This window comes from Cupriavidus sp. 8B (assembly GCF_054589115.1).
Map to the genome: position 1 here is coordinate 15214 of NZ_BAAILO010000052.1, position 13088 is coordinate 28301.

At 57.8% G+C, this 13088-nt stretch carries 12 protein-coding genes; 4 read left to right on the forward strand and 8 right to left on the reverse strand.

The genetic code is table 11. The features are described 5' to 3' along the window. Window positions 1-15 precede the first annotated feature (15 nt). Entirely contained in the window at window positions 16-231 is a 216-nt protein-coding gene (locus ACYP5B_RS05125) for a DUF2188 domain-containing protein (protein WP_459568809.1), read from the reverse strand. A gap of 1374 nt (window positions 232-1605) precedes the next feature. Continuing rightward, entirely contained in the window at window positions 1606-2766 is a 1161-nt protein-coding gene (locus ACYP5B_RS05130) for a hypothetical protein (protein WP_459568810.1), read from the reverse strand. Between the two features lie 962 nt (window positions 2767-3728). On the opposite strand from ACYP5B_RS05130, the gene ACYP5B_RS05135 reads away from it, so the two are divergent. Further along, the gene (locus ACYP5B_RS05135) at window positions 3729-4007 is read left to right on the forward strand and encodes a hypothetical protein (RefSeq protein ID WP_459568811.1); all 279 of its coding nucleotides are present in this window, start codon (window positions 3729-3731) and stop codon (window positions 4005-4007) included. 1404 nt (window positions 4008-5411) lie between these two features. After that, window positions 5412-5615, forward strand: a complete 204-nt coding sequence (locus ACYP5B_RS05140; RefSeq protein WP_459568812.1) for a cold-shock protein — start codon at window positions 5412-5414, stop codon at window positions 5613-5615. A 280-nt stretch (window positions 5616-5895) separates the two neighbouring features. Here ACYP5B_RS05140 and ACYP5B_RS05145 read toward each other — a convergent pair whose 3' ends face one another. Then, entirely contained in the window at window positions 5896-6342 is a 447-nt protein-coding gene (locus ACYP5B_RS05145; RefSeq protein ID WP_459568813.1) for a GNAT family N-acetyltransferase, read from the reverse strand. 206 nt (window positions 6343-6548) lie between these two features. Further along, a complete protein-coding gene (locus ACYP5B_RS05150) occupies window positions 6549-6659 on the reverse strand; it encodes an H-NS family nucleoid-associated regulatory protein (protein WP_459568821.1) in 111 nt (36 codons plus the stop codon). A 63-nt stretch (window positions 6660-6722) separates the two neighbouring features. Here ACYP5B_RS05150 and ACYP5B_RS05155 point away from each other — a divergent pair, with 63 nt between their 5' ends. Beyond that, window positions 6723-7103 (forward strand): hypothetical protein, encoded by a 381-nt coding sequence (locus ACYP5B_RS05155; protein WP_459568814.1) that lies wholly within the window; start codon window positions 6723-6725, stop codon window positions 7101-7103. A gap of 101 nt (window positions 7104-7204) precedes the next feature. Continuing rightward, window positions 7205-7570 (forward strand): catalase family protein, encoded by a 366-nt coding sequence (locus ACYP5B_RS05160; protein WP_459568815.1) that lies wholly within the window; start codon window positions 7205-7207, stop codon window positions 7568-7570. 858 nt (window positions 7571-8428) lie between these two features. On the opposite strand, the gene ACYP5B_RS05165 is transcribed toward ACYP5B_RS05160, so the two are convergent. The 4 genes from ACYP5B_RS05165 to ACYP5B_RS05180 all read right to left on the reverse strand — a co-directional run bounded on the left by ACYP5B_RS05165 (window position 8429) and on the right by ACYP5B_RS05180 (window position 12347). Then, on the reverse strand, window positions 8429-9961 hold the full coding sequence (locus ACYP5B_RS05165; RefSeq protein ID WP_459568816.1) for a CYTH and CHAD domain-containing protein: 1533 nt from the start codon (window positions 9959-9961) through the stop codon (window positions 8429-8431). 677 nt (window positions 9962-10638) lie between these two features. Further along, window positions 10639-10797: a DUF3309 family protein gene (locus ACYP5B_RS05170; RefSeq protein WP_459568817.1), complete on the reverse strand. Its 159-nt coding sequence runs from the start codon at window positions 10795-10797 to the stop codon at window positions 10639-10641. A gap of 218 nt (window positions 10798-11015) precedes the next feature. Beyond that, complete coding sequence (locus tag ACYP5B_RS05175) at window positions 11016-11465, reverse strand: hypothetical protein (protein ID WP_459568818.1); 450 nt, start codon at window positions 11463-11465, stop codon at window positions 11016-11018. A 534-nt stretch (window positions 11466-11999) separates the two neighbouring features. Further along, window positions 12000-12347 carry a hypothetical protein gene (locus tag ACYP5B_RS05180; RefSeq protein ID WP_459568819.1) on the reverse strand — a complete coding sequence of 116 codons (348 nt, stop codon included), beginning with the start codon at window positions 12345-12347 and terminating at the stop codon, window positions 12000-12002. Window positions 12348-13088: the final 741 nt, after the last annotated feature.

Here is a 13088-nt window from a genome sequence, read left to right on the forward strand (position 1 = left end):
ACCCTGCTCCTTGGCCTAGATTTCGCGTGGTGTGTCGCCAAAGTTGTTGCGCAGACGAATCTGCCCGTCCACGCCGTGAACCAGCAACTCGACCCTGTCCCGTTTCGCACGGGCAGTGGCGGCCGCGATGGCCTCCTCTTGCGTCGCGTGGTGCGATTCCGCATACCGCGCATTTTCCTCGGTGACGTCCCAGCCGTCCTTATGCGGGACCACATGGATATTGTTTGGCATTGTTTGCTCCTTCGGTGCCGGCTAATCCAGTTCTAAGCGCGACCGACGGGATTTTCAATGACAGGGTCTAACAGGCGTGTCCAGCGTAGCCAGCGCCCGCGGGAAGGACGCGGAAACAGCCGTCAATGGTGGGATAGAGTCGTGTGTCAGTCCGGTGCAGGCCCAAATACACCTCTCGACAGGTCATGCTCAAACTCTGCAGACCAGAACGCCGGGTTCACCCTCGTACATGCTCATCCTCAAAGCTTTCCGTTCGACAGTCACCACCCGAGGAGTCCGCGAGGTGCTTGCACCAATGCCTTCGGTCGCGCTGACATTGAAGTCGTCCGGGATAACGCCGTACCTTCTACACGCGATGCCGAACACCGTGCGCTCGTGTGAAGGGAACCCGTGATAGCGCACTTGCCCCATAACCATCTCCCGGCCCATCCTAACATGCTACCTGACCCACGAACTTGCGGCGATCGGCGCGCCGGCCAGCCTGCGGCGGTCGGCAATCATCGGCCGCTAAGGCAGGTGGCCGGCGGCAGCTGCCGTCGGCACTCGCTTGCCCCAAACGCGCTCACCTTCCCCAAATCGTTATACCTTTCGCAGGTTCCTTGAGATCGGGCGCGCAGCGGCCGTTGCCTGCGTGCGTATGCCGATGGTCCAGCATGGCTTCGCAGTGGCTGACCTAAAGGCGGCGGGTTACGACCTGACTCCGATATCGGGGAAGTTGATACGGTTGGGTGAATGAGCAGGCAGGACGCCCAGCCGCTGCGCCGTGGTAGTGGCGACAGGATGCACACAAGGAAAGCCCACGCAACACGGGAAGCCCGCCCTTGGCGTGGTCAGGGATGATCAACCGGACGCCCGTGAGGAACAGGCCAGGCGCCTTGGGGTGACGGAGAGGCCCGTAGTACCGCTGAAGCCGGGCATCGCTTCTATGCTTTGCACGACAAGATTCTCTGTGACAACGGTTCAGTTGAACGTCAAACGCCAGCGGCAGATCAATCGCCTCGACCTGGAGCGGGCAATACAACACAATCCCCTTTCAAACGCATCGAAAGATGCCCAGGCCAAAGGCAACCAGCGACCGCCGCCCGCCGGTTGACCGGCGGCTTCCGACCCAAAGGAGTAATCCGTCTTCAATGAAAGCAGTCGCTCAACGTACAAGCGGAGAGGAGCGCATTTCGCACGTCCACGGCCGCGAGATGGCGCCGACGACCCCCGGTGACCAACCGCACAACACACGAGAAAGGTTGCGAGAGCGCGAATCGAGACGGTGGCCAGCAGGCGGATTATCCATTCGGTAGACAGGGTCGATCCGTCGGGGCAGGGACATGAGGGGACCGCACGCGCGTCGTGCGAAGGTTTGGATGTCTAAAGTTGAATTTACCTCTTCAAGCGGCCTTCATTATACCTCTTGACGCTACCAGTGATTTTAATGACAAAAAGATCCTGGTAATAGGCAGCTATGTCCCGATTATCAGAGCCGGCTTCCGTAAGTTCTCTAACAGAGTCAGTCTCTGCGTTATATCTAAATATCTTATTTTCACGGGTCAGGATATAAGCGACGCCACCAAGAGCATCAATTTTCTTGGCGCTTACGATCTTCTCGATGGCAATGCAGGTATCCTCCTGTTTAGCCACGCCCTCTTGTTTGGCTGCGTTTTTTTGTTCGGCTGTCCTTTCCTTTTCGAAAGCCGAAGGCTCGCGGTATTTACATGGCGTTCCATCGCGTCTGATGAAGTACAGCGCTCCCCCATCGGCCTTTATTGCATCCGCGTCTCCATTGCTATAAATTTCAGAAAATGGCTGTCTAAGGGTAGGGGCGTACTTCAATATATTGCCTCTCTCCTTTAAAATGTAGAGAATCGAACCTGCGGAAGTTATCTGCTTAGTATCCTCTCCGTTATCTACTTTTATAAAGACGTTTTCTACAGTGGTATCATCGTTTCCAGTAGTGCTGGGGGCTATGGTACTTCTCCAAATATTACCGTTCTTTTTGAGAACATACATGGTGTCCCCAGTCACCACTATTTGAGGCGTTCCAGTGCCATCATCTGTTAGCTGAAATTCAGATTTTTCTGGTCGTGGGTGAATCGGCTGGTAAGCCCAGATGTTGCCATTGTTTTTTAATATGTAGAGGGCGCCTCCTGCTGCGGCAATCTGCTGCGTTCCTGTGCCAGGATCCACCATTGTGAAACCGTTCCGTAAAAGTCTATAAATATTCCCATTCTCCTTCAGCAAATAGATATCTTCGCCATCCGCAACGATTTGTTTCGCATCAGTGCCTTCATAAACTAACTTCTCAAATACTGCGGGCTTATACTCAGGAAAACGAATTGCACGTTGGGCGCCGAATATAAAAAGGCTGAGTCCAACAGCATACATTAATGTCTTTCCCTGCTTAGTCTCGGGTGAGGGCACGGAGAAATTCGAAATCGTAACCCCTCTAGAAATTCCGGCGGCGGTGGCTATGCAATAAATACCGGCCAGGTAAGCAGCAACCGACCAGGAATCCGAAAGGAGCTTGTTTAAAATCTCTGTCATCTTGACCTCCCATCAATCAGACCAGGATGTTGGTGAATAATGGCTCTATGTTGGACTGTGCACAATAGCTACATACTACGCTCGCACGGGGCTTGCTCAAAGGTAAAAAGACTGACTGACCGCTTTGGAGCGATTTTCGCGTCACCATCGAACGTCGGGTTGTGGCCGGTCGCGGACATCGGCGGCAGCAAGCCTTGGCGGTCCGCTACCGGTTGTGGATTAAGGCCCGGTTGCGATCAACTCTTGGTTGAATGCGGGACATGTCGATCGGACGCGGACGCAGCAGTTCACAAGTTCACCTGCTTCACTCCGATTGCAAACGCAGTTGCATTCTGCCGACTCCACCGGCCCCCTCAAAAGCTCCACACCCCGCACAAACAGCACGCCCGTGCCGACATTTCAATTTGGCTGAAACCCCGACATTTCAAAACGTCCTTGACAACCCTGCTGCCGGCTGAGTCCGGCGAGACATTCATGTTGTCGGCCATGCCGGTGTGGGTGCGGCCGGTGGCTGTGGCATTGTCGGTGGCTCAACCTGCGGAGGTTGCATGATGCTTCAACTCTTCGTGAACATCGCGCCCCCACCTGATGCTACGCCTTCAGCCATTGCCTACGCGCGGCCCTGCGGTTGAACGTCCCCAACTCGCTGTTCACGCGGCCGCGCTTTGCCATTGCCGACCTCGACCCCGCCGACCAATTCATGATCAACCAAATACTTAGACTTCGTCTTATTGGCGACCGCCCCATCCCCTTCAGCGGCCATTCGTGCTCCACACCGAGACCATGGGCGACTACTCGTGGCGAACGGCCTTAGTAATAGCTCTTCCGTTATGTGCACAGGCGCACATGCTGACCAGCCGCAGAATGCTAGGCTCTCTACTCCGGCTTGGCACCGCGCCCGGTCGGACTGGCGCGCCGGACTTGCGGTCCAGCGTCCGAATAGTATGAACCTAGAAAGGATTATGTCCGCCAAGTACTTCGCCTATCGCGGTTTTGAGATAATAGCCTTCGCGCAACGAAACGTCACAGGCCTTTGGGTCGGTGCATATGAGGCCTTTGCCACCGATGAACGGGATGCCATAGATCTTGAAACTGTTCTCAGCTGCAGATTCCTATGCGACGGTGTCGATCACAAATTGGCATCAGACGAAGACGAGGCAGCCGAGGAAGCTGCGGCCTGGGCGCGGGCAGTCATCGAGGCCAGGCTGATCGTGGCTTCGCTCAGGAGGCCGCAAGGGTGAACCTGAGTTCAAGCTCCAAATGGTATGCGTACACTGCATTTGGGGAATGCCTTGCCCGACGGACTATGTAGCGCGATGCGCACCCGACATAACCAGCGGCGCGCCGCGGCCTGGGGGCGTCCGGAACGCAATCCAATCTACTTGCCGCAGGGCCGCCAACATTCAACAATTCTACGACCACTGTGCTTTGGTCGCACTAGCGTCCGCTTGGTACGAGAAGGCCGGCCGCCCGAACAGCGCGCGTTCGCCGACCTTGAGGCAAGGCTCGCTCACACAGCCGTCTCTCATCCGCTTGCCGGGGCCGACCGGCCAGTACTTCACTGGTGCGGTCGCCGCGCCGACTCTGCGCATGCAGCTAGGGGGACGACGATTGGAACGCTTTGGCAAGCCTGGACCCAGTTCACTCAATTGCATTCGGTCCCGCGGACGGGTCTCCCGGAAGGTAACGTGGCTTGACAGGCATCACCGACATTGAGGGTAACGCCGTTTGGCCCTGGATTGCGGTATGGCCCCAGCTTCCCCGATGCAGTGCAGCAATAGTGAGGCCGGCCAGGTCGCGGGGAAGTCTCCGTTGCCGGGGCAGACTGTGTGGGCTGATCAGAGTCCTGGTCGCCCGAATCGGGCGCGACACACTGCCCTTTCTGGCAGATTCTCTCCGCCTTGCATTGCATATCGTATTGGCATCCCGCCGCATCGGCGTACAGCGGGATCGCTACCGCCAACGACGTGGCGAGAAGCAGCCCTAGCGTTTTCATACTCCCTCCTGTTCAACTGCCAACAAAAGCTCGACTAAACGGCGCAACACCGAGGGCACAAAGCCGGCTCAATAAGCGCTATATCATCCGCTCACCCGGCACGCGCTGGAACTGTTCCCCCCAGGCTGGCGATCCCGCCGCCGCTCGCACCGTATCGCCCTGACGCTAGCACTGAAGCTTGAAACCTATCCCCACGAACACTTATTTGTAAACGATATATTAAGAAGAGGCATCACGGAGTCGTCTGGCCCGAGGAGCCCCGGCTAGGTTCTCGAGACTGGTCTCCATCGTGCCGGAGAGGTTCGAATTCATAACTAGACCTTCTGGGACGGGCAATCGCCGGTTGGGTCCGCGTTTGTCACCAGCGACGTGGCAGATGCTCTGCCCGCGGCGGGCAAGGCAGCTAGCATTCACTTTTCCAGACCTGGACTGCGCCAACATCTCGTTTCGCGTCGCCCTCTTTGTCGTCCCGGCGCGTTTGACTCTCATGGAAAACCCCAGCAAGCGCGCGCCTTGGCTTTAGTCGCAAGATTCAGCTATGCTTGCGACGCAGAGCGCACGCGGTCGTTGCCCGCGAAATCCCCTCCACGTTCTGCACAATTGACTTCTGTTCACCGTGTAGGTTTTTCTGCGTAGATGCGAGGACGAGATGACGACTGGAATCGTGAAGTGGTTCAACAACGAAAAGGGTTTTGGCTTCATCACGCCGGATGGTGGCGGTAAGGACTTGTTTGCGCATCACTCGGAAATCCTAGGCAATGGATTCAAGTCCCTGGACGAAGGCGCCAGAGTCGAGTTCGAGGTAACGCAAGGCCAAAAGGGTCCACAGGCTTCCCAGATTCGCAAGCTCTAACGCCCGCCGCACCTCTGCAGCAAACAAAAGAAGGCCTTCGCATTGGCGTAGGGATTTTTCGTTTGCTGCACCCTCGGCCACTGTGGCCTGGCTCCAGCGTCAGACTTGGGGGCCTGGCATTCAGAGGTAATGTCGTCACTGCCTTCGAAGCTGGCGCGGCTTTGCACGCGGTGCATGGCGACGTTGATGTCGACGTAGTGTCTAGTGTTTCCTAGCTAGCCCTCGGCACGGACGTGCGCGGAATATTGACTCATCCCGGTACGTCGCGCGCAAAGCTAGCCTATGCTCTCCACCCGCCAAATCTTCGCAGGAATGCCTTGGATAAACTTACTTCCTCAGGCATGGATTCGAGTTCGGCGAGCGAGAATTCGCAGTGATTGGCAAGGCCGAACCGGCCAGCGGTGATGAGAACCGCCTTAGTACAGCCATCTGCGCGAGCGCGCGTCAGTACGCTGCCGACAAGCTGAGTCGCGATTGGGTGGCCGCGATACTCTTGAAGCACACCGACGGACCGCACGACAACCGTCTCTCCATATTGCTCAGCACATGCACAACCCACTACCCGCTCACCTAATACAGCGATATGAAAGAAGCGCAATGTCTGGTCGAAGACGTCGTTAGGCAATCCACAACACTCGAGAACATCCACGATGGCAGGCCAATCAGCTTCTCCTGCCGCCCGAATCTGCATGCCTCTCATCATTTCCGGCATCTCCTCGTCTGACATGCGAGCTGAAAGCGGAAAACACTTGAAATTTCTGTCGTAAAGATTGCGTTTCTAGGTTAACACTTCCGCCAAGCGAATGGATTACGGGAAAACCCATATACATCGGTGTAATGCCGTGCCATCGACGCCGAGAGACAGCTTTGGCGGTAACACGGGAGTTCGAAGAATTTCAACCTGGCAAACAGATGCCGGCGTTCCCTCTGGAATCAAAAACTTGTCGCGATTCCCCCGAGCCAGGCCGGTGCACGCTCGCGACCTGACCAGGTGGCGCCCGTCTCGGGGGCAAGGTACTTCGGCGAATTTGGATCCGCCGCTATCTGTGGCTTACTCGTCGTGGTCCATTGGAGGCCAGTTCCGTCATCACCCTGGAGTCAATACCCATGCGCTGCTCCCCTCTTGTCAATCTTGCGTTGCTTCTTGTCGTCGCGGGCTGCGGTAAGCAAATCCGGGGCAATGCTGCGCCGACGACCTCTGTTGAGTCTAATGTGCTGCCGTATCCCGGTGTTGATCCGAGTTTGGGCGAAAATCTGTTTCCGGATGAAAAGTCCCTATCTGTCCAGATTGCAGATGCCATTGAAGGATCCATCCGCGATAAATACCGAGCTGGTAACGCTCGGCGCGACGCACACGCGAAATCGCACGGCTGCGTGAGAGCAGAATTTCACGTTAATGAGGCACTGCCTGTTAGTCTGATGAAGGGAATCTTTATTCCCGGTAAAACCTATCAGCGACTGTCAGCAGCAAAATTTCCAACCCGCTGAATACCCGCTACTGGTCAATGGTTCCTTATCAACTGGGTACGGGTCCTGACCGGCGTGTTATCAAATTTTCTGCCAAGAATTGTTCGTCTGCAGCGGAACCAATGCCGAACAACCCCGGCCATGATTACTTACGCGACGCGTTGCGTATTACGCTTGAGCAGGACGATGCTTGTATGGAATTTCTGGTGCAACCCAGAACCTCTGACAGTATGAACGTCGAAGATTCTATGACCGAATGGAAAGAGGCACAGGCTCCTTTCTATAAGGTGGCAACTATCCTCATTCCCCGACAGCATTTCGATCCCGCAGCGCAGAACCAATTCTGTGAAAATCTAACTTTCAGCCCGTGGCACGCATTGCCGGAACACCGACCGCTGGGGGTCGTTAACCGCTTGCGCAAGGTGATTTACGACCGCATCAGTCGAGTGAGGCATGAAATTAATTCTACCGAAAGACAAGAACCTTAGGATCTATTCGAGCCACTGGCCTCTGGTTTTCCCTATGACGGTTCGCGAACCCAGCAGCGGCGCGGGCGATACGGTGTAACCCGTTGATGGAAAATGGATTTCTGTGGGGCCCATGTCACGCCACCCCGATTGTGCCACCGATTCCCCGGCGTTGAGCACCCGTTGCCTAGGCCGGGATCTCGCCCTGCCCGTCCCACTTCTGTCCTTCGGCGTTGCGGTAGATACACGTCGGCTCGGGGCTCGCCGGCAGCGTCGGAGCTGCGCCAAAACAGCCGTCCGCCTGCAGGTCGGCGTCAGTGCCATTTTAGCCATTTGGACACGAATCCAGACGATGGCCGCAACGTGCTCGATTTCAGCCGCCATACGATAGGTGTAAGGTTTTGGGAATCGTCAAGGTGCAGGGATTTGGGACGGCCGACTATCAATCGCCCGTGCCGGCCTTCCACACCCTCTGCATGGCCTCCATCCGCCGCGCCGCCTCGGTCGTCACGCAACGCGTGGTGGTGTCCCGCGAACGTTGCCGGCACGCTGCACCACCTCGAGCGGCGCCTCGGCCGCCAGCGCATGCGAAATATGTGTGCCGCCAGCCAGTCGGCGTGCGTCCTGGCGGCTTCCAGACGGTGCGCTCCCCGCGGGTCGGTGGACCGCAGCGTGTCCGCCCAGGCCGTGAGGAATCCCTTGATCTGCTCCATGTGAGCGAGCACAGGATTGCTGCTACAGCTAGAACGATGCGTGGGCCGGGATTTGGAGGATCGTATGTCCTGCAGCGCGTCCAGGGCATGCCTTACAACGTTCTCGGCTTTCGCTAAAACTTTCGCGCGCGGTACTCGCGCCGAACGGGCGCAGGATCGGGTGCGACTATTGGGGGAGGGACAAGCGCTTGAAGTGCTTCCACAGCGCCCGGAGCGCATCATGGTCGGCCGCCACGCACGCCGCGAGATAGCCGCGTGCATAGCCTGCACCAATACCAGTTTCCGGCCGTCCCGACTGCAGCTGGCGCAGGAGTCCATCGGCCACCACCACGTCGTTGCGCCAACCCAGATCGTCCTGCAACTTGCTAAGCCAGGCCTTATAGCGGCGCACCCCTTGCCTGGGGTACAGCGAGGCAAAGAACTCAGTTGCGTAGCGCAGCTTCTTGGCCGCGATGCGCGCGCGGTGGCGCCGCTGCGCATCCAAGTCCGCCAGGCCGCGGCCACGCCTGATCACCTTGCGGTGTCGTTCGCGCAGCGTCTTGGTGGCGAACTTCCGCAGCGGGAACTCCAGCACCCGGCGTTGCTCGTCGTTCGGGTTCTGGCGCCAGCCGGCCTGCTCCAGCCAGCGGCTGAGTTCAATGATGAGCCGTGTGTATCGCACTGAGTCCACTGCCTGCGCAGCGCGCTGGTGTTTCTCCCGTGCGATCTCGCTGGCCGCTTGCTTGACTGCTTCCGCGTCCACCTCCTCCGGCTCACCGGAAAAGGCGTCGGACAGGGTGGAGGTGGCCAGCACCTCCCAGTCGCGCGCAACGCCGAGTTCGCCGGCGATCCATTTGAGCTCTTCCTGCAGGAAAGTCGGACACACGACCGCGGCTCCCATCAGATCCATCGCCGATCGCAGGCGCCGAAGGCCCACCCGCATCTGGTGCACACTCGAAGGGTCCTCGCCGGATATGACGTTGCGTTCATTGCCCTGGATCTGCTCCATACAGTTTTGCGCGATGCACTGGAAGGCGCGCTCCACGGTGTCGCGTTTGTTGAGCTCGAGCGGCTGCGCGCGTACCACCTCAAGTTGCTCGCTGGCTATCAGTGCGTAGCCCCGCTCACCCTTGCTGCGCCGGCTTATGCGTAGCGGCACGGCGTCGAGCAGGCCCAAGGCCAGATCGTAGAGATGGCCTGGATCGCCGGCCTTAATCTCCATTTCAACTTCCTGGAACGCCGCGTTGGCGTTGTCGGCCTGGACCGTCCCATCGTCCAGCGCCAGCTCCACCTCGTCGCCTTGCGGCAGGCGCAATAGCGAGACGGTGCGCTGCACATTCGTGGTGAAAACCGGCACCAGGCGCCCGACCAGTTGACCGTCGCCGATCAGCTTGCCCACCACCGAACCCTTCGGCACCACGCTGCGCAGGACGTCAAGATCAGGCGCCTCGCCCTCTATCGGGGCCTCGAACTCGTCACGCTCGTAGAGTCCGGCTCGAGTCGAGCCCTGTGTCTTCAACGTCTGCACGTGGTGATTCCCTGTCTTCCTAACGCGCAACGATACGTGGTGGCAGTGCAGGTAGAGGTCAGGGGTATCAAAGTACGTGCTAACTAGATGCTCGGAGTGCGGTCGCTCGGTGCGCAAGGATTTCAGCAAGGGCAGGCTACGTAGCTGATCGACCTTACCTTCTACCAATTCGAGTTTCAGTTCGCGTTCCATGGCACAGCCTTGGCAAGTAAAGGATGGAAGCCGTACGAAGACCCACCAGACTCTACTCTAGGTCAAGCGGAGCCTCCCAAGCGCGCGAGGCCGCCGGTCACGAAAGCCCACTGGCCTGCGGTCAAGCTGCGGCCCACATCCAGTTCTGACCGAGCCTCGCGCGCGGCACGTGGATCCCATGCCACGGGTTGCCCGTCAGGTAGTTCTGCTCGACCAGGAAGCGGTATCGATTATTGAGCACCCCGATCGCGTAGCCCTGGGCGCGAGGCGACAGCGGCCCCTCGAAGGGCCGCCAGACCGGGCTTCACCGTTCGCGCGCGCGGGGCACAACAGTCCTGCGAGAGTCCGCGCATCAGACGGCACCTAGCATATCTCGGCTGCTCGGGAATGGCATAGCATCGAAAAGCCAGCCTCGCGGACAATCAAGGACTGACAGCCATCCTCACAACCATCATCGAGTCCGTACTACTCGAGGCTAGCTTTGCCGGAGGCCATCACGAGGCGGCCCGTTTCCCGTGTGAAACCATCGAGATGGACCTCAACTTTACCCGCCCCGACGCTGGTGGTGCGCGGCATTGCGGCCGACCACGTGGACGGGCTGAAGTGGATGCCGGATCGGATCTCCGTCCGGTGCGTCCCTTAGCGGGAAGCACCGTTCTCATTGAGGTCGCTCCGGCTTAAAGCCGGCCCATCAAGAACAGAATCAGCACCACCACCACTACCACGCCCAGCAGCCCACTAGGGTAATAACCCCAACTGCGACTATGGGGCCAGGTTGGCAATGCACCGACCAGCACCAAGATCAAAATGATCAGCAGAATGGTTCCGATACTCATATCCACTCCTTTCCCCTTGCATGAATGGACGGAAAGGTCTCATGCAAGGCAGATATCACACGTCTTTCCTGCTGCCCACCACTTGGCCCCCAGTTGAAGTACTTGAGGAGCGTCGCCGCCCATACAAGTGCCCGCCCAGGGAACAGAGGCATCGCACTGGACTCACCAGCGCCGGCATCTCGATTTCTGGATCCTAGCGATGGTCGGCTCTACTGTGCTCAGCGAGGAACGACGATCACAGTACTGTCAGCAGTACCTCCTCTTGCACCGGTGCTGCCGGTGTTGCCCTTTGCTCCCGTGTTGCCGGTTGCGCCCGTGTCGCCCGTAGCGCCGGTGTATCCTGTTGCGCCAGTGCCGCCGGTCGCCCCGGTCGCCCCGGTGGTTCCGGTTGCCCCGGTGTAGCCGGTTGCGCCCGTGTATCCGGTGTTTCCTTTCTCACCAGAACTGCCTGTTGCGCCTTGCGGCCCGGCCGGGCCCGTACAAGCCAATACAGCGAGTGTCATCAGTGTTGCGACAATCAGGTTCGAATATTTCATGACAATTCCTTCCTCTTTGCCAACTGAATCGCCCACGAAATTGTGGGCGATCTTCCAGATCGGATCGGCCTCTGGCGGTAACAAGCAGGAGCGACGGTTCGGGTCAGCTCCGCATTGGGAGGGGATCGGCAACCAGCCTTCGCCCGTCGAATTGGGGAATTCCCGAGATGAGCGCACCGCCACCCTAGTGACAGTACGCGAACTCCGACACTGTGTCGGTACGCTAACGGGCATGGATGTCTCCGATATTCGCTTCACAGGCAGGAAATTTCGTCATTCATGACAAGCCTCGTTACTCCTCCGTCACCATATTGAGTTAGGCTGAGAATTGTGGTGTCCAACGTTACGTAGAATGTAGTGAACGGACAACACAAATGGAACGGATACCCCGCAGGGTCTACACGCCGGAATGTCGTGAAGAATCTGTCAAGCTTGTTGAGGGAAAGGAGGGGCGATTGTCGATGCCGCACAGCGGTTATCGGTTCCTTCCAGCATTGGCTGCACACACCAAGGAAGCGCCAGTTCCGGGAGGTTGGCAGGATCTGATAATGATCTAGCCGGCCGCTTCTACTCGACTGGAAGGAGGCCGGCTAGATGATTATCAGAGTCCGCCGAAATCGAAATGCCCGCGCCGCGCGGCCGGTGCGGGGCGAAGGAGACTGTTCCTCACGCCATCCAGACTTGGATGCGTCGGCTGAAGAACGTCCGCCAGGAGGAGTCAGAGTGGGTTGCAGGGGCGTGCGCCTTCCCAACCCCACGAGGGCTGGGCGGCGGTAGACAGCCGATCCCTTGTGCTGTGCGTAGCAGGGTGGCATCGTCGCAATCGATCATTGCGGTGATGGTTTCACGCAGCAGGTTGGTTGGGTAAATCACGGGAAGGACATCGTTAACGATCCTTTCGCTCTCGAACGGCCCGAAGCGGTATATGCAGCTACCATCCACTTCTGCGAAGAACCAACTGTCCGGACTACTTCGATAGATAACGACGACGGCGCGACGAACTTCCTTTGACATACCACTACCCCCAACTTTCCGGAGCTAGGTCCGTTAGCTCGTCGTAAATATATAAATGGCGGATTTGAAGCATCTTTATTTTGATATTTAACTATTACATCGAATATCGATTCCCGGCAATCCGAAGCTGAAATTGGTGGGGCCCCATGCCGGACATTTTCCATAAAATCCCGACGCCGCCTTTGGTATGTTGCGACATGTACGCCCCTACGTTTACTTATAGTTGATTCCGGGCATAAGTGCGGTCCGCAAGCGTACCGTTTGTCGGAATTATCTGATCGCCGATTGATGCGCCGTCGACAGGCTCCCAACTCCCGGCGAGAAGCATCCATCGCCGATTGGCTCGCCTATATTTCAAGTTGACCGGCCAATGTCCACCATCTCATCGCAGGCATCTCCTTGACGATGGGAAAATGTTACCTATTAAGTACCCGATAAGGGTGAGGAGCAACGCATCATGAACATGGCGGGTGCCTGGGTGACCTCGGCATGCTCGTTCGCGCTGCACCTGCGCAAGCGTTCCGAAGCAGGCATTCTACGGCCGTCACCTGGCTAGAGAAAGGCCTTGGCCGCCCTGGGATGCAGCATAGAAGCCTCCGGTTCAGGAAAGAGAAGGATCATGGGAAAAGTTGGCGGTCACCTTTGGATGGGCGGCCTCAAATCTGAAGTGCAACACCTTGCTTCGGGTAAGGTGTTCAGATGCAAAGCAGAACTTCGTACCAACAACTTCAGCCTGAGGAG